Genomic DNA, 22468 nt, shown 5'->3' on the forward strand with positions numbered 1-22468 from the left:
AATATATATATTTATATAATAATTATTATATCAAAGAGATAAAATGACTATTGCAATTATCAACGAAAAAGGCGGTGGGTGTAGGAAAAACTACTGTTGATTATATTACTAGAGTTGTAAATAGTAGCTCAAATAGCATAAATGCTAAGTATATAATTTACCAACTATTCTACTTATCTTTTAGTCTAATATTTGTAATTTTCTTATGTCTTTATCTTGTAAATTTGTATTTGATGCTCTGCTCATTTTATATCCTTGATTAGTGTAAAATACTCCTAAGAGTAACAATACTCCTTAAAATACTAAAAATTATTTTACATTAATCATATCAAAATTACAATATTGAGATTTAAATAGATTTATACAAAATAAGATGAATTATATAAAAAGTATTATTGGTTGCGAGAGAGGATTACTAGCGTCGTGTAGATGAAGAATTCTTAAATGAGTATATGAAAGATATCAATAATATTAAGTACTCAAATAAAAAGAGATACGCTAAAGTTATATAGGCTCATAAAGCTATCTAAACGGCTCATAAATCGCTAAAGACCCTTTAGGCTATATCTATATACCTAATGGTTGATGAGCTATCATCTAAGCCATTTTTTGTAGATGATGATACGCTTTATAAGGCGTTGTCTAAGAGTGAATTATATTATTCTTATTGGGATAATAACAGTAGTAAAGAACTAGAGCAATGATATATCGAAGGATATAATAAAGCTATGGAGCAAGGTTATGAAGTATCCAAAGCTGAACTATCTAAAGAGAACCTAAAGGGAGCTGAAGATTGGTATATAGCTTATATCAATGGTTTTAAAGACGCTCTATATGATATGAAACATAGTATTGAGTTTTAAGATAGTGAAAGGAATATAAATGGCAATTATAAAAGCTCAAGGTGGGATAATAGAAGCCCATCACGCTGACCCTATATGGGTTAGGGAACATTTTAAGAACGATATAGAGTTGCTTAGAACAGGCGAACTACCAAAGAAATCTGATGAAGAAATAGCAAAAGCTAACGAATTGCTATTAAGAATATGGGCTGTGTGGGGTATAGCCTTGCTTGCTTGTATAGCCTATGGATATAACCCTTGGTTTATAGCAGTTATTGTAATTGGGTTTATATTCTGTATAGGGGCTACTGGGGTATTATCAGGGCATAACTCAGGGCGTTCATTATGGCTAACAGCTAGGAATAATGGGTTTAGATATGATAGTGATAGTGATGTTACCTACATAGCTCAGTTGCAGCTAATGGGTTTGAGCTTAATACCAAAGGAGCTAAAGGAGAAGGCTGAAGCTGAGTGTAGGATACTAAAGGGGCATACTATGTATAGGTATCCTATAACCTATGAGAAAATACATTTAAGTAGATATCATAACTGGTCAAATGCTAAGATATGTTTTAAACTTGTTGATAGAGTTAGAACTATAGAAGTAACTACGAAAGATAGAAGGATAGTTATAGAGATAGCAAAGCTAAAGAAATATGAAAAATATGTACAAGGTATTGGGCGTTTTGTGCATAATACCGAGATGGACGGTAGGTCTTTTAATAAACTCTTTAGCTCTAAGACTGTGTTTAATAATTCATCGATAAGTTTTTATACTCTTTATGAGAGACATAAGGGGGAGTTAGGGATTGTGAAAAAACCACAGGCTTTTAGAAAGCTATATATAACAATCCACCCTAAAACTGGTGATAGTAATTATAGGCTAGAGAAAACGGTAGAAGATTGGGAGATAGTAGAATTAGTTGATGAAAGGTTTAATCCTGATGTTTATAGAGCATTAGAAGATGATAAAGCATTAGATAAAGCAATTAAAGCAAAGTTAATATAAAGGAGAACAGAATGCAAAACATATATTTAGATAGGGTCAGTGAAGCTCTAACGCTTTTAAATAGATTAGATGAGTTTAGACCACCTACTAATGGTAATGGTAATGCTGTAAAAAGTTATTCTATAAAGCTTTTTATATTGTTATTTACAATAGCAAAACACGAAGGAGAAACACAGGCTTTCTATGCTGAGTTACTAGGCTGGAATAAGGCTAATACCAGCATTCACGCTAGATATCTCTATGATAATGGTTTTATAGGTAAAGCCTATGATGATAGAGATACGAGAAACTTAGCTAGAAAGTTATTTATAACGCCAAAAGGAAGGGAGTTTATAGAAAACTTATTAAGAAAGGAGAGAAGTTAAGCAAAATTATAAGAGGGTCTTATAATATAAGCAAAGGCGATAAGGTATGTTTAAATTAAAAGATGGTCGCTACAAAAGCGACTTTTATATAAATGGTAAAAGATACCAAAGAACTTGGAACACCACTGATATAGAAGTGGCACAAAAATGCGAAAAGGATTTAAGGGTTAGCCTACAAGCAGCCCTATTAACACCTAGGCAATTAGGCTTTAATAATCTAGAGTGGTTATTAGAACCACCTAAAGAAACCAAATCCTTCTTACTTAGTGAAGCTAGGGACTATATGATAGAAAGCGTGTGGCAATACTTGGAGGACAATAAAAATCCACCATCTAGGATTAACACTCTAATAAAAATGGTTGGTGATTTAGACCTATCTCTTATTACCACAGAGCTACTGATGAACTTAAAAAGAACTATGTTAATCAGTGGTGTAAATGGTAAGCGGTACAAAGAGAGAACCTTTAATCACCTGTTAAGCACTCTTAGGACAACCTTTGAGACGCTAGAGCGAACTGGGGTTTATGAGTTTAAGAATAAACCTAATTTTAAAAAGCTAGCAGCTAGTATAAGAGAGACTAAGATAGTATGCTATAGCGATGTTGAGATAAATGATATTGCTGAATACTTTAAGAGTATCAGTGATAAGACAGGTAGCCTAGTAGATAGAGAGATGTATGAGTATTTTGTAATTAACTCTAATCTAGGACTAAGACCAGCTGAATACTATGAACTTATGGTAGGTGATATAGACTTAGAAAACAAGACTATTACCATCAGTAGAGCTTTAAAAACACACTCTACTACATTAAAAGTAGGGACTACTAAGAACGCTAATAGTAGAACCTTACCCTTAGGTGGCATAACCTTAAAACTTTTAAGTGATATATGCGATAGGGTTAATTTAGCTTTATCTTTAGAAAGGTCAAAAGCTATGGAGTTATACCTGAAGGAACCTGAAGGATATCTGAAGGGAGTTTATTACTCAATAGCTAGAGGTCGTTACAAAGGATTAGATAGAGAAAATTATAAGAATTGTAAGATAAATAATTTGACACACAGCATATGTGTATCAAGGTGGAAAGATATGAATAAGGCTTTAGGTTTTGATAAGCGAATAAACGCTAAAGAGTATAACCAATATGCCTTAAGACATACTGTAGCAAGTCGTTTGGTTAGCCTAAAGAAGTTTTCAGCTTATAGGCTGATGCAGTATTTGGGACATAAAAATATACAGAGTAGTTTGAAGTATGTCCATCTAAATATTGATGATATAAGAGATGGAATTGGTGTAGGTGTGTGTTAAAGATGATTGGTTGCGAGAGAGGGACTTGAACCCCCGACCCTCGGGTTATGAGCCCGATGAGCTACCACTGCTCCATCTCGCGTCATAAGAGGTGGATGGGGTAAGAGGATTCGAACCTCTGAATGACAGGACCAAAACCTGTTGCCTTACCGCTTGGCGATACCCCAATCTAAAAATGAGTTGTAATTATACAATATTTTTTGATATTTGTCAAGACTTAAAGCAATAATTTGCTCTAAGTCTTGAATAAATTTAAATTTTAGTGTAGTTTAGACCAGATTTTGCGTTTCCATGCCCAAGCAAATACACTAAGAATAGCAAAATAAATCATGATATAGATACCTGTTGTCTCTCTTTCTTCTTTTTTGCTATCACCGGCTTCTCTCATATACTCAATAACTTGCTTTTGAGCTTTTTCATTTAAGCCTACACGCGGCATAGATGTGCCTGGAAGCATTTTTTGGGTATCATTGATGAAATTATTTAGATATAGTTCACTTCTAGATCTAATATACATAGATAGATCAGGAGGCGTCATACCTAGATAATTTGCTATGCTTTGTTTGTTGCCATTAGCAAATACATTTACATATTTCATATCATGGCATCTAGCACAAGACTCTATAAATACATCTCTATCACTCATCTCTTTTGGTGCTATGCTTTTGAAATATGCTACTAAGTCTGCTATTTCTTGATTTAAATCACCGCCAGCACCATAGAAAGCTGTCATAGGAAATGGGTTTGTATCATTAAATTTATGAGTAACTTTTAACGCCATAGCTGGATCTTTAATAAGGGCAGCTAGAAATTTGCCATCATAAAGATATCCGATATTGCTAAGATCCGGAGGAGCAACACCATAAGCCTCGCTAGCACTTTTATCATCCATTGCCGGTTCAAAACCAGCTGATTTAATGCTGTGGCATGCTGTACATCCAGCAGCTGCTACTAAATTTGCACCTGAAGCTGCATCGCCTTTTGCAAGGTCTATACTTTCGATGTCTGCCCAAAATGTACTATATTTTTCTAGTTCAGCTTTTGCATTTTCTAGAGTTTTTGTAGCACCATCAATAATGCTTTTATCACCGCTAGTTTGAGCGGCTTTTAAAGCAGCTTCTGCTTTTTCTACATTTGTTTTTGCTAGAGTTGTATCCTCTTTGGCAAAGTCAAAATTAGCTGGTTCAACGTGTGGGTGTAAAATTGAATGTGCGTAAGGCTCAACACCCCAATAAATAGCGCCTGTAACAAGGACGACAATTAAAAACGCTTTTAATTCTTTCATTTATTTGCCTTTCTTTCCTTGATTGTGATGATAGGAAGTACTACAAGTAGCAACGCAAGGAAGCCAACTGAAGAGAAGAATCCTATCCAAGCATTAAATCCTGTTGGAGGAAGTTTGCCATACACTGTTAGGATAATTAAATCGATAATAAGTAACCAGAACCATATAAAGAAACCTTTTCTTTTATGAGCTGGAGCTACTACATCGCTTCTATCATATAGAGGCATAAAGAATAGCGAAATACCAGCAAACGCCATAGCTAAAGCACCAATATCAGCTGCTTTTAAAGGTCCAATATCAAAGAAGAAACCGCGTAAAATTTCATATTGCCATAAGAAATACCACTCAGGATAGATATGAGTTGGAGTTTTAGCAGCATTTGCAGGATCGAAGTTGATTGGATCCATAGCAAAATTGAAATGGAAACTTACTAAATAGAAGAAGAAAATCATAAATAAAGATACATAGAAGAAATCTTTACTTAAAAATCCTGGCCAAAATGGAATAACTTTTGAATTTACAGTATCGCCTTTTAGATATTTTTCAGCTTCTAGTTCAAAATCAATCTCTTCACCTTCAAGGTTATTAACATGAGGGATACGTAAAGTATAGAAGTGAACACCTATAACCATTATGATAACAATTGGTAATAAGCAAACATGAAGCATAAAGAATCTTGTAAGTGTAGGATCGCTAACTGCATAATCGCCTCTAATCCACTCTACAAGAGCACCGCCAATAAATGGAATTCCACCAAATAGTTGTGTGATAACTTGCGCTGCCCAGTAGCTCATCTGTCCCCATGGTAGCATATATCCACTAAATGCTTCAGCAGAGAATATTAAGAAAAGTAGCATACCACTAATCCAAATCATCTCACGACCTTTTTTATATGAACCGTAGTAAATACCTACAAATGCATGAATATAGATGATTAAAAATATAACAGAGGCTGCAACTGCGTGAATATGACGCCATAACCAACCATACTCAACCTCTTTCATAATAGTGTAATTCACACTATCAAAGGCTAAATTTGCATCTGGTTTATAGTACATTAGCAATAATAAACCGCTTATAAAAAGTAGGGTAAAAAGTACAGTTAAAACTACACCCATTGCCCAAAGAAAATTGATATTTTTAGGTATCCAGTATTGCCCTGCTAGGACATTCCATAACTTTGTAAGAGCTATACGCTGATCGAACCAATCTCTTACGCTTGTAGCTTTTGTAATATGTGCCATAAATTCTCCCTTACGCTGTAGCGACTAATTTTTTGTACTCAGGGCCTTCTTCGCCTAGCACAAGTTTAGTCCCATCAATTTTAAATGGTGGAATATCTAGTGGGCGTGGTGGCGGACCAAATACATTCATACCATCAGAATCAAACTCTCCACCATGACAGGCACACTTAAACATCTTATCACTAGCACTCCAGCTAGGTATGCATCCAAGGTGCGTACAAAGACCGATTGTAACTATATAATTCTCATTACCTACCACTACATCTCTTGAAGGGTTAGCCTTCATATTCTCATCTTTTTTAATGATAAAAATAGGCTTTTTACGCCACTCTACTTGGCGAAATTCGCCAGGCTGCATAGGGCTTAGATCTACTGTGGTAAAACCTGCTGCTTTAACGCTAGGAAGTGGATCCCAAGACTTTTTCATTCCAACTAAAGCAAAAGCACCACCCACAGCTGCGACAGCGCCAAATGCCATTCCGATGAAATCTCGTCTTTCTTGCTTTTGAACAGACATTTCTTTCCTTTCTATTGATTTAATTATTAGCATTGAAATTAAGCTAACTTTTATAATATAAAAGTGAAACTAAACTTTAATTCTACCATTTTAAAGTTAAAATTTTATTTAATTAGAATTGTTTTTATAAACAAAAGTAGCCAAGCTCATTGGCTTAGCTAAGTGTAGATTTGTGCCTTTTAATAGCGATATGAAGGATATCTATCGCCGCTGGAGTGATTCCGCTGATATTTGAAGCGGCCGCTAAAGTCGGTGGAGCAAATTTGATTAACTTCTCTATGACTTCATTGCTCAAGCCACTAATTGTCTTAAAATCCAAATCATTTGGAATTTTGATATTTAAAAGCCCCTTCATCTTCTCAACTTCTATATGCTGTTGTGCGATGTAGTGATAATACTTCGCTTCTGTGAGAATTTGATTTATTGAATTTTTGCTTAAATTCTCAAAAAACGGCTCAAGCTTTCTAAGCTTATTTTCATCAAAGCTCTTTCTAGCGACCAATTTTTGTAGCGCTATCTTCTCACTTATTGGCTCTTCACCGATGGCGGCTAAAAATTCCAAAGTTTCTTTATTAGGCGTTATCTCTTTTGTAAGCAGAATTTCCATAGCTTTTTGTAATTCATCTCTTAAAGCCTCAACCTCATCATAAGCCTCTTTTTCAAGCAAACCTATCTCAAATCCATATTTACTAAGCCTTAAATTCGCATTATCCTCTCTTAAAAGTAATCTAAATTCCGCCCTGCTAGTAAACATTCTATAAGGCTCTTTTGTCCCTTTTGTGACTAGATCATCGATCAAAACCCCTATATAGCTCTCATCTCTGCGTAAAATCAAAGGCTCTTTATTTTGTAAATTCAACGCAGCATTTATACCAGCCATCAACCCTTGAGCGGCGGCCTCTTCATATCCTGTGGTGCCATTTATCTGCCCTGCTAGATATAGCCCACTAATCTTTTTAGTCTCTAAGGTGTGTTTAAGCTCAGTTGGATTGACATAATCATACTCTATAGCATATCCATGGCGCACAATAATCGCATTTTCAAAACCCTTAATAGACCTTAGCATTGCTACTTGCGCATCATAAGGCAGTGAAGTTGAAAATCCATTTATATAGTATTCAGTCGCTTCTAAGGTTTGAGGCTCTATAAATAGATGATGGCGCTCCCTATCTCCAAAGCGATTTATCTTATCTTCGATGCTTGGACAATACCTTGGCCCTACTCCTTCTATCTGACCTGTAAATAGCGGCGCTCTATCGAAATTTGACCTAATTATATCGTGTGTGTCTGTATTTGTGTATGCTATGTAGCAAGGAAGTTGATTTGGAGTCCAGTTTTTAGTTCTAAAACTAAATGGCACTGGCTCTGTATCTCCATCTTGAATTTCTAAAACACTAAAATCAATTGAGCTTGCCAGTACTCTTGGGCATGTTCCAGTTTTTAATCTTCCCATTTCAAGGCCAAGAGATCTTAGAGAATCTGGTAACTCTTTTGAGCTTAACTCGCCTACACGACCAGCTTCTAGCTTATTGGTTCCTACATGGATTAAGCCATTGAGAAATGTGCCTGTTGTTATGATGAGTTTTTGCGTGTGATAGGTGTTGTCTAAATGGGTTTTTACCCCTATTATTTTGTTATTTTGCGTTAAAATTTCAGTAGCGATCTCTTGGGTGATCTGTAAATTTGGTGTGTTTAAAAGCAAATTTCGCATATAAATTCGATATCTATCCATATCTATTTGAGCCCTACTACCACGCACTGCTGGACCTTTACTCTCATTTAAGAGGCGAAATTGTATCCCGCACTCATCAGTCGTAAGCCCCATTTGACCACCTAAAGCATCAATCTCTTTGACTAAATGTCCCTTGGCCAATCCGCCAATTGCGGGATTACAGCTAGCTGCACCGATTTGCTCGGCTAAAATTGTGATTAATAGAGTTTTAGCTCCCATTTTAGCTGCTGCGAGTGAGGCCTCGATCCCGGCATGTCCGCCACCAACTACGATAACATCATATTCCATAATTTGCCTTGTGATTTTTAGGGGCGATTTTATCTAATTTATAGTAAAAGATTTATAAATTTAGATTATAATTTCTCAATTCGAATTTGAGGTGATTATGTTTAATGGACTAATTCGTGAGATTGGTGTTGTGCGTAGTTTTGATGGTAAAAATCTAAGTATCAAGGCTACTCATAAACCAAATTTAGGTGATAGCATAGCGGTAAATGGGGCTTGTTTGAGCGTAACAAAGATTGATAAAGATGGATTTATAGTAGAATTAAGCAGCGAAAGCGCTAATATATTGGCTTTAGAAAATTACAAAAACAGAGTCCATATAGAACCAGCTATGAAAATTGGCGATAGGATAGATGGGCATTTGATTCAAGGGCATATAGATGCTATTGGGGTTATTAGAGGTATTAAGAGACTATCAAGTGGGGTGGATTTTATCATAGAATTACCAAATGAAATTTTACATCTAATAGCCAAAAAAGGTGCTATCGCAGTTGAGGGCGTGAGCCTAACAATCAATGATATCAACTCAAATTTAATGCGTCTAACCTTGATACCTATAAGTATGAAAGATACGCTATTTGGTGAGTTTCAAATAGGTAGAAGAGTCCATATAGAAAGCGATATTTTAGCTCGTTATATTGATAGAATTTTAAACTCAAAAAACCAAACTCTCACTTGGCAACAGGCTGATTTTTATGCTAGTATCTATTGATAATGATAAGGTTATTGCCGGTTTTACAACCAAATTTGGTGGTGTGAGTAAGGGCGTTTATGAGAGTTTGAATTTAGCCTATCATGTGGGTGATGATAAGCTAAAAGTAGAGCAAAATAGAGAGATTTTAGCTCACAAAATTAAAGCCAAAAAATTAATTTTCATGGAGCAAATTCACTCTGATATAGTCCAAAATTTAAGCGGTATTAACCAAATTTTAGAGCCTTGCGATGCGATTTTTACTAATTTAGCCCAAGTTGGGCTATGTGTTATGGTGGCTGATTGTTCGCCTGTGCTTTTATATGATAAAAAGCTAAATTTAATCTCAGCTATCCATGCTGGAAGAGCTGGAGCCATCTCAAAAATCATAACCAAAACAATAGCTAAAATGGGCTCAAATCCTAAAAATATCAAGACTATAATTGGCCCAAATATCAAAAAAGATTGCTATGAAATTGGGGATTTGGATTTGGTGGAATTTAACAAATTTAAAGATGGTTTTAAATTTGATTTAGATGGGGCTTTGCGATTTGAGCTTGATGGTATCGGTGTCAAAGATTATGAATTTAGCGATATTTGCAGCCACTGTGATGATAGATTTTACTCATATCGCAAGAGCGGTTTAACTGGTAGATTTGCTGGTTTTATAATGTTAAAAGGATAAATTATGTATGAGAAATTCACCGATATCGAGCTTTTAAAAATCTCACAAAATGCTAGGAATTATGGATTGGAATTTGGAGAGAATTTGACACTTTTGGAGCTATTTTTTCGCCCAAAAAAATTTGAAATAGAAAGTAGCGACCTAGAAAAAATCGCAGAAATTTTCTCTTCACTTCAAAGTATTAAAGAGAAATTTCAACTTAGCAAATAAAGCAAAAAATAAGTTAAATTTAGCTACAATTCGCACTTCATTTCACATGTGCTAATCCTTGTTTAGTTGCAGTTAATGTCGCTGTTAAGGAGCATAGAGGAATAAACTAATCAAATTTTTTTAAGGAGAAACTCATGGTTACTATGAGAGATTTACTAGAGTGTGGTGTGCATTTTGGTCACCAAACAAGACGCTGGAATCCAAAGATGAAAAAATTCATTTTTGGCGAGAGAAAAGGCATTTATATAATAGATTTACAAAAAACTATTAGATATTTCAGATATACTTATAATATAGTAAGAGACGCAGCAGCTGAAGGCAAAACAATACTATTTGTCGGTACTAAAAAACAAGCCGGCGTAGCTATCAAAGAATACGCAGAAAAATGCGGTATGCCATATGTAAATCACAGATGGCTTGGCGGTATGATGACGAATTTTGGGACTATTAGACAATCAATTAGAAAACTTGAAGTTATAGAAGCTATGGAAGAAGATGGCTCTATAAATTTACTTACCAAAAAAGAAGCTTTAATGCTAAGACGCAAAAAAGAGAAGTTAATAGCAACTCTAGGCGGTATCAGAAATATAAAAACACTCCCTGATATGATATTTGTAATTGACACAGTAAAAGAGAGAATCGCAGTAGCAGAAGCTAACAAACTTAAAATACCAGTAGTAGCTCCTATAGATACAAACTGTGATCCAGATATCATTGACTACCCAATTCCAGGCAATGATGACGCTATCAGAAGCGTTCAGCTATTCTGCCAAGAGATGGCTGAAGCGATCAATGAGGGCAAAGCTTTAAGAGATCAAGATGGCGAAATCAGCGAAGAGATAGAAGCTCCAACTCAAGAAGAAAAAGATGAAATATTAGAAGAAGCTATGGCTGAAGGCGAGGAAGAGTAATGGAAATTAGCGCAAATATGGTAAAAGAGCTCCGTGAAAGCACTGGAGCTGGAATGATGGATTGTAAAAAGGCTCTTCAAGAAGCTAATGGAGATATGCAAAAAGCAGTTGATATACTAAGAGAAAAAGGTCTTGGCAAAGCTGCTAAAAAAGCTGACCGCTTAGCTAGTGAAGGTCTTGTAAGCGTAGTTGTAAGCAGTGATAATAAAACAGCTACTATAACAGAAATTAACTCTGAAACTGATTTTGTGGCTAAAAATGCTACATTTGTTGATTTGGTTAAAAATACAACTCTACATGTCCAAACTAACGCAATCACCACAATTGATGAACTTAAAGAGTCTAGCATTGGCGGGGTTAAATTTGAAGAGTTTTTCCAAAGCCAAATCGCTACTATTGGTGAAAATTTAGTTGTAAGAAGATTTGAAACCATTAAAGCTAGCAAAAATGGAATTGTAGCTGGATATATCCACTCAAATAGCCGTGTTGGTGTCTTAATAGGCGCTGCTTGCGACTCTGAAGCGACAGCTAGCAAAATTGGCGATTTTTTAAGAAATCTTTGTATGCATGCAGCGGCTATGAAACCTCAAGTTATAAGCTATAAAGAGTTTAGCCCGGATTTTGTAGAAAAAGAGTATCTAGCTCTTAAAGGTGAGCTTGAAAAAGAGAATGAAGAGCTAGTCCGCCTTAAAAAACCACTTCACAAAATACCTGAATTTGCTAGTAGAGCGCAATTAAGCGATGAAGTGATAGCCAAAGCAACTGAAAGATTAAAAGAGGAGCTAAGAAAACAAGGCAAACCTGAAGCTATATGGGATAAAATCCTTCCAGGTCAAATAGAAAGATACATAGCTGACAATACTCAACTTGACCAGCGACTTACTCTTTTAGGGCAATTCTATGTAATGGATGACAAAAAAACTATCGAGCAAGTAATAGCTGAAGAGGCTAAAAAACTTGGTGGCGAAATAGAAATTGTAAGCTATGTAAGATTCGAAGTTGGCGAAGGCTTAGAGAAAAAGACTGAGGATTTTGCTGCTGAAGTAGCTGCTCAAATGGCTTAATAATGTTAAAGGCGTTAAATTTATCTCATAAATTTGACTATTTGCTCTTTAACGATATAAATTTAGATATCAGACCCGCTACTACTACTGCTATTATGGGTGTTAGTGGTAGCGGAAAATCCACAATTTTACACATTTTATCTACACTTTTATCGCCTACTGATGGCGAAGTTATATATAATGGTAAATCACTTTATAAGCTAAGTAGTGATGAACTTTTAAAAATTCGCCGATATGATTTTGGGATTATTTTTCAAGCACATTATCTTTTTAAAGGATTTAATGGCTTTGAAAATATCGAACTCGCCACTATATTAAGCGGTCAAAAAATTAATTTAAACCTCCTTAAAGCATTAAAAATCGACAATGTAATAAATCAAAAAATTGGCGAACTTAGCGGCGGCCAACAGCAAAGAGTTAGTATCGCTAGAGTACTAGCCAAAAATCCTAAAATTATTTTTGCTGATGAGCCAACTGGTAATTTAGATCAAACTACTGCTAAAGAGGTCATGAGCGTAATCTTTGACTATGTCAAAACCAATAACGCCGCTTTGGTCTTAGTAACGCACGATAAAGATATAGCCAAATTATGCGATATAAAATACCAACTATCTAATCAGCACTTAACTCAATGCTAATCCACCCCAAAAATCTATAATTCCGATACAATCTTTGGTAAAGTCGCAAATTCTAAGCCAATACTTTTAGAAAAATATTGAAAATTTAAAAATACATAGCTACATTTTGATATAATTATAACTTTTTAAAAGGCAAATTTAAGCGAGTTATAATGTTTGATATAGAAAAAGCAAAGCAAAATAGCAGTTTTAGGGAGTTAAAACACTCTAAGATAAGCTCAAAATTTCTAAGTTTAGATGGTAAAAATCTCTTGAATTTAGGTAGTAATGACTATCTTGGGATAGCTAGCAATAGGGCATTAAGAGATGAATTTTTGCAAATTTGTTTGGGTAGTGAGTGGTATTTTGGCTCTGGGGCTAGTAGATTGGTATATACTTCAAGTGATGAGTTTGATCGTTTGGAGAGTTGGTTTGAGGCTAAATTTCATAAAAGTGCGGTGATTTTCAACTCTGGGTATTGTGCGAATTTAAGCTGTATCAGCGCCTTAAATAGCAATGATACACTCTTTATAGCTGATAAATTAATTCATGCTAGTATGATAGATGCATTGAAACTCTCAAATGCGAAATTTAAACGCTACGCCCATAATGACAATGAAGCATTAGAGAGTTTGGTTAAGCAAAATTGTGATAAATTTAAGCATATTATCATATTAAGCGAGGCGATTTTTAGTATGGATGGCGATAGAGCGGATATAGATTTTATGCTATCTTTAAAAAAGCGATATGATGGCGTGATGCTCTATATCGACCTAGCGCATTCATTTTTTGCTCTAGATGAGCTTGGGATTAGTGCTAGATTGAGTTGCGATATTGATTTTATGCTTATTACTCTTGGCAAGGCGCTAGGTAGCAGCGGGGCTGTGATTTTAAGCTCAAATGAGTTTAAAGATATCTTCATAAATAGTGCTAGAAGCCTTATATATTCGACCGCCTTACCACCTATAAATGTAGCTTGGAGTAACTTTGTGCTAAGCAAAGACTACACAAAAGAGCGTGAAAATTTAAGGAATTTAATCAATTTTTTGGGGCTAAATTCCACTCATATTTCGCCTTTTATCGTAGGAGATAATGCTAAGACTTTAAAGCTTTCAAATAGCTTAAAAAGTCTTGGATATTTCATACCAGCCATTAGGCCACCTACGGTGCCAGAGGGTAAGGCTAGGCTTAGGATTAGTTTAAGGGCGGATTTAGAAATTGATGATTTGGTGAACTTAAAAAGGATTTTAGATGAAAATGGATCTCATTAAAGATAGCAAAAAGCTTATTATGTTATTTTTAGGTTATGGATTTGATAAAAGTAGCATTAGCCACTTAGAGCTTGGGGATTATGGGCTTTTGGTGGTTAGTGATTATAGCGATTTGGGCTTTGATAAGGAAATTCTAGCCAATAAAGATATATATTTAATAGCGTGGTCAATGGGCGTTTGGGCTGCGAATTTGGTGCTGAAAAACACCCCCTTAAAGGTCGCAGTCGCTATAAATGGCACCCCTTTTGGAATAGATGAAAAATATGGGATTAAAAAAGATATCTTTTATAAAAGTATAAGCGAGTTTGATTTTGAGGGCTTTAAAAGGCTCTGTTTTTTAGGTATTAATGAGAAAAAATGGAAAGATTTTACATTTAATCCAAATGCCAAAATAGAGCTTATAAATCTTTATAAAAACGCTATTTTACCTTGTGATAACGCTATTTCGTGGGATAGGGCTTATGTGAGTAAGCGTGATTTGGTCTTTGATAATAGGGCAGTTTTAGAATATTTTAAGGATAAAGCTAGGATTATAAACGCTCCGCATTTTGCATTTTTTAATTTTAAAAGCTTTGGAGAGATAGTTGAAATTTAAAAGTGCGAAATTTTATGACCTTTATGCCAAACCGCAGATTGATGCGGCGAATGCTTTGATACAAGCTCTTAAAGATTATAAGCAAAATTTCAAAGATATCTATGAAATTGGCGCTGGAAGCGGAGTTTTGACAAGGTTGATTATAGATAATTTGAGTTATGAAAATTTGATTTTAAATGACCTTTATGAGAGTGAATTTATGAGTAAATTCCGCACTCAAATAGGGGATATTTCAAATTTACAAATTCAAAATAGACAAGATCTAATCATCTCAAGCTCTGTTTTTCAATGGATTAATGCCCTTGAAAATTTGGCTGATAGGCTCAAATTTAGCTTAAAAAGTGGCGGAATTTTGGCTTTTAGTATATTTATTGATGGGACTTTAAGGGAGCTTTCTAGCTTTACAAATCAAGGATTGGAGTATAAAAATTTAGCCCAGTTAAAAGCGATTTTTGGTAAAAAATTTGAAATTCTCACAATAAAAGAGCAAGAAATAAAGCTAAAATTTGGCAATTTAAAAGAGCTTTTAACTCACCTTAAACATACTGGAGTTAATAATATTAAGGGCGAATTTAAGCTTACAAAAAGCTCTTATGAAGCCTTAAATTCGCACTTTAATGATGATTTTAGCCTAAGTTATAAATTCGCAATTTTAATCTTAAAAAACTAAAATCCCCCAAGAATCTCATCAATGCTTTTTACGCACCCTTTTATCGCTTCATCCATCTCATCTTTTTGGATATTTAGCGGTGGATTGAAGTAAATCACATCACCAAGTGGCCTTAATATAAGACCATTTTTTAGAGCTTTTTTGTAAATTTGATATCCGATTCTTAGATCTTTATTAAAGGCTTTTTTGCTATCTTTTTGCTCTACTAGCTCTATTGCGTTTATGAGTCCGATGGAGCGAATTTGACCTACATTTTTATGCGAGTTTAGAGCGGAGTTTATCTCATTATTTAGATAAATTGCGTTTTGTTGAGCTAAATTTAAGATATTTTGACTCTCAAATATATCCAAAACCGCATTTGCCGCAGCACATCCAAGTGGATTTCCGCTATAAGTATGAGAGTGCATAAAGGCCTTGCCTTGCGAGTATGGAGCGTAAAAGGCGTTGTAAATTTCATTAGTTGTAGCCACGATAGACATAGGCATATATCCGCCAGTTAGACCCTTTGAGAGTGTTATGATGTCAGGGCTAATACCAGCATGCTCACAAGCAAACATCCGCCCAGTCCGCCCAAATCCAGTAGCTATCTCATCAGCTATTAGTAATACCCCATATTCATCGCAAATTTGGCGTAGTTTTTTAAGATACAAAGGCGGATATATCATCATCCCAGCTGCAGCTTGAAGTATAGGCTCAACTATCAAGGCCACACTCTCTTTGCCATATTTTTCAAAAATTGGCACCGCATAATGCTCAAAATATTTTCTAGCTATCTCATCGCTATCACCTTCAAATTCACTTCTATACATATTAGGGGCTTTTATGCGGATGGCTTTTAAGAGCATTGGCTCATAAATTTTAGCATACAAATCAAGCGCCCCAACGCTCAAAGCACCGATAGTTTCGCCGTGATAAGCATTGCTAAGGCAGATAAATTTATTCTTATGTGTGTTGCCTACTTGGTGCTGATATTGAAACGCCATTTTAAGCGCACTCTCCACAGCCGAGCTACCATTATCTGAAAAGTTGAATTTATCTAGCTTAGGTGGGAGAATTTGCCTTAATCTACTAGCCAATCTCACAGCGCCTTCGTGAGTAAAATTGGCAAATATCACATGCTCTATATTGTTAAGCTGATTTGTGATAGCTTGATTGATATACTCATTTGAGTGGCCTAGTAGATTACACCACCAAGAGCTAATAATATCTATATACTCTTTATCATTTTCATCATAGATTTTTACGCCCTTACCACGCTTTATCACAATCGGTGGTAGCTCCTTATAATCATACATTTGCGAACACGGATGCCAGATTAGCTCCAAATCCATCTTTGCTATATCCAAAAGCATATTTTATCCTTAATTAAATATATTTAAAATATCATTTTTATTAATATTTAAGCTTAGCTCATCTCTTTTAACGCAAGAGAGAATTTTTAAGCTAAAAAGCTCTTTTATCATCTTTTTATTATCAACACAAATTGGGCAATTCTCATCAAAATTATTTAATATTACCCCCTTTATATCAATCCCATTTTGCCTTAGATAAAAGCTAGTTAATCCCACTTGATTTATCGCTCCTAGAGTTGCGTCTGAGACTATTATAACGCTTGAATTTATAACCTTTACTATATCAAGTAGCATTAATTTTGCTCCATCATATCTAAAAGGGCAGATCGCTCCGCCAGCACCCTCAATCACCAAAAAATCACAAATCTCATCTAGGATTTTAAATTTAGCTAGAATTTTATCTAAATTTACTTGTTTTTTCTCATTTATAGCTGATAAATGCGGAGAATAAGGCTTAAGAAAGTTATACTCACTCATTTGAGAGTAGCTAAGCTCAATCTTAGAAAACTCACGCACAAACTTCACATCAAGTGGGATTATATCCCCATCATCACCTACCAAATTCCCACTCGAAACAGGCTTGAAATATCCTATATTTAATCCAAATTCACGCATTTTTTTGACTATTAAGGCACTTATATAGCTCTTGCCCACATCAGTCCCAGTACCTAAAATAAATATTTTTTTACTCATCTTACTTCCTTTGGATATTCTAAATTTGTATTTTAAAATTTTAAGGCTAAATTTTACATATTTTTAACCAAAATATCATAAAAATTTTACAAGCTGATTTTATAATTTCGTCATAATTTATCATGAGGCTAATGAGTTTATGTATAAATTTGTTAGCAAAGCCAAATACAATCCAAATAAACCAAATAAAGATATTTTAAATGAAGGCACACTATATGTAGCCAAACTAAAAGATACCGCCGATTTCAAAGGCGTAGGCGAGTGGGTGGCCTTAGAATATGGCAAAAATGGCTTAGATGAGAAAAATGGCTTTCATAATCAAGGCGATGTCTTGATAAATGCTAGATTAGCAGCTAGCATAGTTGGTGCTACACCTATGGATAGACCTGAGTGGATAGCAGCAGACCCAGATGGAAAATACCTATATGTAACCCTAACCAACAACACCAAAAGAACAGAAGTGAGCGAGTCAAATCCAAGAGCCAATAATATCTATGGCCACATCCTAAGATGGTCCCCAAAAGGCGGTAATCACGCTGATAGTGGCTTTAAATGGGATATATTTTTACTTGCGGGAAATCCTTTAAAATATCCAAATGATTTAAGAAAAGGAACTAGCAATATCAATGTAGAAAATATGTTTAATAGCCCAGATGGATTGAAATTTGACAGATTTGGCAGACTTTGGATACAAACCGATGGCAAATACTCAAATAAAGGCGATTACGAAGGGATGGGAAACAATCAAATGCTATGTGCTAATCCTATCACCGGCGAGGTTAGAAGATTTTTGACTGGACCAGTCGCTTGTGAGATTACGGGAATTGCCTTTAATGAAGATTATACAACTATGTTTGTAGGAATCCAACATCCAGGCGAAAATCTAGCAAATAGCCACTATCCAAATGGCGGCAACTCAACTCCACGAAGCACAATAGTCCAAATCCGTAAAAAAGATGGCGGCGTAATTGGCTCATAAAATATTTTAATTTCGCAGCTGAGCTAAGCCCAGCTTTGCGGGCAAGGAGTTACACTCCCCCAGCCCACCTAAAGCCCCACTTTTTAGGGTACCCCCATTTTTAACATTCCAAATTTTCGCCACAGAATAATCATTTAAGGTTATTTTGCTATTGCGAAAATTTTGTAAAAGCCTTTCAAAGTTGTTGCGCTTCGCACAGATTTACACCATTTTTATTAAAACTCTTCGAGCTTTAATAAAAATAATTTTACGGATAATAAAAATTTAAATTGTATTTAGATTTTAAATTTTTATTGATATTTTTATAAATTAGATATCATAAATTGTATAATATGATTTACAAATTCAGGAGTGATCGGTGTTTTATATTTTGTGTTTTTTGTTGCTTATATTTTATCTATCGGTGTTGCGCAAGATCATAGCTCATAAGGATACTATCTTGGGGATATCTGGTTTTGTTTTGATATTTTGGTTTCTTGGCGTTTTAACGCCATATTTAATGGTCTGGATATTGATTATGATGTTTATAGGGTATATGGCTAGGAAATGGTGGATTTAAGGTGATAAATCAAATTTATTAGTGAAATTGAAATATTAAAAATTTTTCTTTTTTAAGTGGGAAGGGGAGCGCTTTTTTGGCAGATGAGTAGCGTGATAGCAAAACGATGCAAATCATCGTTTGCGACGCTACGAAAGATAGCAACACTCTGGCTTCGATTTTATTTTTTACTTCGCAGCTGAGCTAAGCCCAGCTTTGCGACAGGGAGTTACACTCCCTTGACCCACCTAAAGCCCCACTTCGTGGGGTACCCCATTTTTAACATTCTAAATTTTTGCCACAAAATAATCATTTAAGGTTATTTTGCTATTGTGAAAATTTTGTAAAAGCCTTTCAATGGGTGGCTTACGCCACGGATTTAACTAATTTATTAAAAACTTAAAAGAGTTTTTAATAGTAATAAAACGCAAACGAAATACAAATTCAATATATTTGCTACATTGATCCATCTTAAATGGTGTGATTTTTAAATATTAGATGATGGGTTTAGTTGGGATATAAAATATTTATATTTTTGAATTCGAGTATATTTGGTTGTGAAGAAGTTAAGATTATATTTTCAAAAGACCAAGCAAGCTTGGATAGATAGACGCATTGATAGCTTGACTAGGCAAGTTTATCTCGTAGTCAAGCTATATTAAATATAATTTTATTTAAATTATATTTATCTGCAAGGGATATTTGCGGTGACGCCGCAACCCAAATCCCCGCTCTTTGACAAAATATTATGATTGTTTGCCATTGTGTTAATACTTACATCTATTTTCATTTTTTCCTCCAAAAAATTTATTTATTAATAGCATCCTAAATTGGGACTGCAACGGCATACTGTATTACCCAAAACGCTAGATATTGATCCAGCAACTGCTAGGTATGTCAAGCTTTGATCTATTTTCATCTTCTCTCCTTTCATAAATTTATTTAATTTCGATAATGTTGCTGCCAATTATCTTTATGATACCTTGGCCGCTACCACTATTTATGATATTTTCTTTGTGGTAAATGGTTCCATCGAAATCTTTTTTATTGATTTTTATGGTGCCGTTATTCATTTTTATTATCCAATTATTGATTTTGTTGTTTCCTGTTAATGATATATTGGAGTTATTTGATTTTATATCTAAATTTTCTATATCGCTTGTGATGTCGATATTTCCGTTATTAGAATCTATTTTTAGATTTTTTGTATCGCCTTGTATATTGAAATCACAATTATTGGATTTTGCGTCTAGATCATTTATGCTGTTTTTTATTGTGATGTCACCGTTATTGATATTTAAATTTAAACTATTTATTTTAGCGTCTGATATGATGTCGGCATTGTTGGCTTTGAGATTTAAGGAGCTATTGTTGTTTTGAGGTATGAAGATTTTTGCTATGCCTTTTATATCTTGGGATTTTATCCCTACTTTTAGCGCAAATACAAATAGATCACTAAGGCTATTTATATTGTTGATATTTGATGATATTTTATCATCTATTTTGGAGCTTATGGTTAGGCTATTTTCTGTATGTTCTACTATTATTTGATCGCTGTTGCTTTCAAATTTTATATATGCGTTTTGCTCGGTAGTTTGCAAAATCTCTATATCCATTTGGATAGCAAAATTGGCTTTTATGCTAGAACCTGCGAAATTGAATGTTTTATTCATATTAACCTTTCTAAAATCTTTTTTTGTCTTTTGATCATTTTTACTATATATTTTTCGTCGCTATGCTTTATAGGACAAATTTTTCTTTTATTTTCTAGGTTGTGTAAAGGGCAAGATCTATTCATACATTGAAAAAAATAGAAGCATTTTAGACAGCTCTCATCAAATTTGCTATATTGTTCCCAGTTTTTTAATTTTTGAGGGTCTAGCTTTAATCCATCTTTTATATCTCCAAATTTGTTTATATCTTGATCTACTGCTACTGTGCATTTAAGGACTTCAAGATTAGGCGTGATTGTGTAGCATGACTCTTTGGCAGCGTAGCAAATCGCCCCACCTGTAAGTGTATAGAAGCCAACATCGCCTAAAAGATAATCTTGATTTTGCGCCTCTTCTTCCCAGATGTGCTTGATATTATCAGTGCTAGAGTAGCAAGCATCAATGTGCCTTTGAGTTGTTGTGTTATTGAATTTAGAGTATAGGCCTATGGGTCTAAAAATTAGATTAAATCTATAATCTTTTTTTGTGAAGGAAATGTTCGTAAAATAATCTTTTCTATAATCTGGCGTGGCATTACTCTCATTAAAATTACATCTTATGATTATCTTAAAATTATCTTTTAGGGTTTGAATATCTTTGAGATTATTTAGTATAGTATCGTATGTTTTACCGCCGCCATATTTGATTCTTAGTTTATCATGGGTTTTGGCAATTCCATCTAGTGTTATTTGGAATGTTCTTACATTTTTGTCCAATAAAGCTTTAAAATTCTCTTTGTTTAAGAGATATCCATTTGTGGTCATCGAAGAAGTGTGCTCGATATCCTTGATACGCTCTTCAAAATCAAGTATCCAAGCCAATCCCAAAAGCGGCTCGCCACCAAAGTATTCGATATGAAGTTTTTTGGGATTTTTTTGCTTGATTAAATCATATATGATATCGCTATGTTTGCCCTTAAATCTAGAGCGGTCATTGTGGTTTTCATAGCAATACACACAATCAAAATTACACGCATAACCAGCCGGTAGCAAAATTAGATGCAGTTCGTCTTGTTCTTTTTGGAGTTGTTTGTTGTATTCTTGGAGATAAAACTCTTTTGAAAAATCAGTTTCATTTATAAAATAATTTGTTTTTAAGAAATCTATATATTCTTGCTTGAATTTGTCTGTGAATGTGATTTTGCGTTTGTCTATTGAGTGGATATTTTCGTATTCTATATTTACGCCTATATCATTATACCAGTTGTATAGGTATACCCCCCCCCCATAAATCTCATCTTTGACAATGCTTATTTGATTTAATAATCTAAAAGTATTCATAACTATAAACTCTCTAAATAAACTTGAGCTTAGGATTGTATCAAATTTAACTTAAAATTTTTTGATTTTTAGATTTAAATCGCAATAAATTTAAATAAAAAGTCTGATTTGTGCGTAAAATAGTAAATTTATGCTATAAAATATATAAATTTCAAATTCGCAATGATGGATTGGCCGGTTTAATCCATCTAAAGAAAATCAAGCTATAAATCCGCTTGCTAGCACTCGTTGGTCGTTGTCATAAAATACCGCTAATAGGCCGTTTGCGACGCTACGAAAGATAGCAACACCTTGGCTTCGCTTTTATTTTTTACTTCGCAGCTGCGCCGGGCGCAGATTTAACTAATTTTATTAAAAACTCTTTTGAGTTTTTAATAAAAATGATTTTGGAGCTTAAAATTTTTTGGTTTTATAAATTGGAAATATTAAATAAATTCAAAATAATAAAAATATTTTCTCAAATAAAAATATAATTAAGTAATCAAATTTGGCTATCTTAACCAAATTTGATTTAAGTAGATTTAATGCTTTGCTAAATAGTTTGTATCATATAAATTATTGATAAAATCATCATTATTCATCATATTTATATGAAAATCTTTGGTTGTTTTAATC

General features: G+C 34.3%; 23 protein-coding genes, 2 tRNA genes and 1 pseudogene. 15 read left to right on the forward strand and 11 right to left on the reverse strand.

Going from position 1 to position 22468, the window contains the following annotated elements; translation table 11 throughout:
• Positions 1 to 578 precede the first annotated feature (578 nt).
• From CIGNP103_RS08420 to CIGNP103_RS06925, 5 genes are read left to right on the forward strand one after another with little or no spacing between them, the layout of a single operon-like run.
• Entirely contained in the window at positions 579 to 704 is a 126-nt protein-coding gene (locus CIGNP103_RS08420) for a hypothetical protein (RefSeq protein ID WP_272888208.1), read from the forward strand.
• Positions 705 to 728: 24 nt separating this feature from the next.
• On the forward strand, positions 729 to 863 hold the full coding sequence (locus tag CIGNP103_RS08425; protein WP_272888209.1) for a hypothetical protein: 135 nt from the start codon (positions 729 to 731) through the stop codon (positions 861 to 863).
• A 19-nt stretch (positions 864 to 882) separates the two neighbouring features.
• On the forward strand, positions 883 to 1851 hold the full coding sequence (locus CIGNP103_RS06915) for a hypothetical protein (protein WP_086268827.1): 969 nt from the start codon (positions 883 to 885) through the stop codon (positions 1849 to 1851).
• A gap of 11 nt (positions 1852 to 1862) precedes the next feature.
• Positions 1863 to 2216, forward strand: coding sequence for a hypothetical protein (locus CIGNP103_RS06920; RefSeq protein ID WP_086241767.1), 354 nt, complete (start codon positions 1863 to 1865; stop codon positions 2214 to 2216).
• 46 nt (positions 2217 to 2262) lie between these two features.
• Positions 2263 to 3522: a tyrosine-type recombinase/integrase gene (locus CIGNP103_RS06925; protein ID WP_086241766.1), complete on the forward strand. Its 1260-nt coding sequence runs from the start codon at positions 2263 to 2265 to the stop codon at positions 3520 to 3522.
• 7 nt (positions 3523 to 3529) lie between these two features.
• Here CIGNP103_RS06925 and CIGNP103_RS06930 read toward each other — a convergent pair.
• From CIGNP103_RS06930 to mnmG, 6 genes are all read right to left on the reverse strand, one after another.
• Positions 3530 to 3604, reverse strand: a tRNA-Met gene (locus CIGNP103_RS06930).
• Positions 3605 to 3614: 10 nt separating this feature from the next.
• Positions 3615 to 3689 (reverse strand) — tRNA-Gln (locus tag CIGNP103_RS06935).
• Positions 3690 to 3781: 92 nt separating this feature from the next.
• Positions 3782 to 4807, reverse strand: coding sequence for a c-type cytochrome (locus CIGNP103_RS06940; protein WP_086241765.1), 1026 nt, complete (start codon positions 4805 to 4807; stop codon positions 3782 to 3784).
• Positions 4804 to 6051, reverse strand: a complete 1248-nt coding sequence (locus tag CIGNP103_RS06945; RefSeq protein WP_086234996.1) for a cytochrome b — start codon at positions 6049 to 6051, stop codon at positions 4804 to 4806. Before CIGNP103_RS06945 ends, CIGNP103_RS06940 begins: the two co-directional genes overlap by 4 nt.
• Before the next feature lie 10 nt (positions 6052 to 6061).
• A complete protein-coding gene (gene petA, locus CIGNP103_RS06950) occupies positions 6062 to 6568 on the reverse strand; it encodes a ubiquinol-cytochrome c reductase iron-sulfur subunit (protein WP_086225557.1) in 507 nt (168 codons plus the stop codon).
• Between the two features lie 154 nt (positions 6569 to 6722).
• Complete coding sequence (gene mnmG, locus CIGNP103_RS06955; protein ID WP_086241764.1) at positions 6723 to 8588, reverse strand: tRNA uridine-5-carboxymethylaminomethyl(34) synthesis enzyme MnmG; 1866 nt, start codon at positions 8586 to 8588, stop codon at positions 6723 to 6725.
• A 97-nt stretch (positions 8589 to 8685) separates the two neighbouring features.
• Here mnmG and ribE point away from each other — a divergent pair, with 97 nt between their 5' ends.
• From ribE to CIGNP103_RS07000, 9 genes are all read left to right on the forward strand, one after another.
• Positions 8686 to 9297 (forward strand): riboflavin synthase, encoded by a 612-nt coding sequence (ribE, locus tag CIGNP103_RS06960; protein ID WP_086268828.1) that lies wholly within the window; start codon positions 8686 to 8688, stop codon positions 9295 to 9297.
• Positions 9281 to 9961 (forward strand): peptidoglycan editing factor PgeF, encoded by a 681-nt coding sequence (gene pgeF / locus CIGNP103_RS06965; protein WP_086268829.1) that lies wholly within the window; start codon positions 9281 to 9283, stop codon positions 9959 to 9961. Before ribE ends, pgeF begins: the two co-directional genes overlap by 17 nt.
• A gap of 3 nt (positions 9962 to 9964) precedes the next feature.
• Positions 9965 to 10171 carry a hypothetical protein gene (locus tag CIGNP103_RS06970; RefSeq protein ID WP_086228726.1) on the forward strand — a complete coding sequence of 69 codons (207 nt, stop codon included), beginning with the start codon at positions 9965 to 9967 and terminating at the stop codon, positions 10169 to 10171.
• A gap of 134 nt (positions 10172 to 10305) precedes the next feature.
• On the forward strand, positions 10306 to 11082 hold the full coding sequence (gene rpsB, locus CIGNP103_RS06975) for a 30S ribosomal protein S2 (protein ID WP_086226837.1): 777 nt from the start codon (positions 10306 to 10308) through the stop codon (positions 11080 to 11082).
• Positions 11082 to 12146 carry a translation elongation factor Ts gene (gene tsf / locus CIGNP103_RS06980; RefSeq protein WP_086233915.1) on the forward strand — a complete coding sequence of 355 codons (1065 nt, stop codon included), beginning with the start codon at positions 11082 to 11084 and terminating at the stop codon, positions 12144 to 12146. The genes rpsB and tsf overlap by 1 nt, the downstream gene beginning before the upstream one ends.
• Before the next feature lie 2 nt (positions 12147 to 12148).
• Positions 12149 to 12784: an ABC transporter ATP-binding protein gene (locus CIGNP103_RS06985; protein WP_086233916.1), complete on the forward strand. Its 636-nt coding sequence runs from the start codon at positions 12149 to 12151 to the stop codon at positions 12782 to 12784.
• Positions 12785 to 12936: 152 nt separating this feature from the next.
• Positions 12937 to 14034: an aminotransferase class I/II-fold pyridoxal phosphate-dependent enzyme gene (locus CIGNP103_RS06990; RefSeq protein ID WP_086268830.1), complete on the forward strand. Its 1098-nt coding sequence runs from the start codon at positions 12937 to 12939 to the stop codon at positions 14032 to 14034.
• Entirely contained in the window at positions 14015 to 14629 is a 615-nt protein-coding gene (locus CIGNP103_RS06995; RefSeq protein ID WP_086233918.1) for a pimeloyl-ACP methyl esterase BioG family protein, read from the forward strand. The genes CIGNP103_RS06990 and CIGNP103_RS06995 overlap by 20 nt, the downstream gene beginning before the upstream one ends.
• Complete coding sequence (locus tag CIGNP103_RS07000; RefSeq protein WP_086268831.1) at positions 14619 to 15299, forward strand: methyltransferase domain-containing protein; 681 nt, start codon at positions 14619 to 14621, stop codon at positions 15297 to 15299. Before CIGNP103_RS06995 ends, CIGNP103_RS07000 begins: the two co-directional genes overlap by 11 nt.
• Here the strand turns inward: CIGNP103_RS07000 and bioA are convergent.
• Together bioA and bioD are read right to left on the reverse strand one after the other, a co-directional pair.
• Positions 15296 to 16651 (reverse strand): adenosylmethionine--8-amino-7-oxononanoate transaminase, encoded by a 1356-nt coding sequence (gene bioA, locus CIGNP103_RS07005; RefSeq protein ID WP_201790329.1) that lies wholly within the window; start codon positions 16649 to 16651, stop codon positions 15296 to 15298. The two genes, CIGNP103_RS07000 and bioA, sit on opposite strands and share 4 nt — an antisense overlap.
• 9 nt (positions 16652 to 16660) lie before the next feature.
• Positions 16661 to 17344 carry a dethiobiotin synthase gene (bioD, locus tag CIGNP103_RS07010; RefSeq protein WP_086252700.1) on the reverse strand — a complete coding sequence of 228 codons (684 nt, stop codon included), beginning with the start codon at positions 17342 to 17344 and terminating at the stop codon, positions 16661 to 16663.
• 109 nt (positions 17345 to 17453) lie between these two features.
• Here bioD and CIGNP103_RS07015 point away from each other — a divergent pair.
• Positions 17454 to 18323, forward strand: a pseudogene (locus tag CIGNP103_RS07015) (PhoX family protein); the annotation flags it as partial.
• Between the two features lie 1476 nt (positions 18324 to 19799).
• On the opposite strand, the gene CIGNP103_RS07020 reads toward CIGNP103_RS07015, so the two are convergent.
• The 3 genes from CIGNP103_RS07020 to CIGNP103_RS08325 form a co-directional block, all read right to left on the reverse strand.
• A complete protein-coding gene (locus tag CIGNP103_RS07020; RefSeq protein WP_086230025.1) occupies positions 19800 to 20534 on the reverse strand; it encodes a DUF4097 family beta strand repeat-containing protein in 735 nt (244 codons plus the stop codon).
• Positions 20531 to 21853, reverse strand: a complete 1323-nt coding sequence (locus CIGNP103_RS07025) for a radical SAM protein (protein ID WP_086252702.1) — start codon at positions 21851 to 21853, stop codon at positions 20531 to 20533. The genes CIGNP103_RS07020 and CIGNP103_RS07025 overlap by 4 nt, the downstream gene beginning before the upstream one ends.
• Before the next feature lie 521 nt (positions 21854 to 22374).
• Positions 22375 to 22468: hypothetical protein (locus CIGNP103_RS08325; protein WP_236847417.1), on the reverse strand; the 94-nt coding region annotated here is incomplete at its 5' end.

The sequence above is a fragment of the Campylobacter sp. P0103 genome (assembly GCF_002139545.1).
Lineage (GTDB): Bacteria > Campylobacterota > Campylobacteria > Campylobacterales > Campylobacteraceae > Campylobacter > Campylobacter devanensis.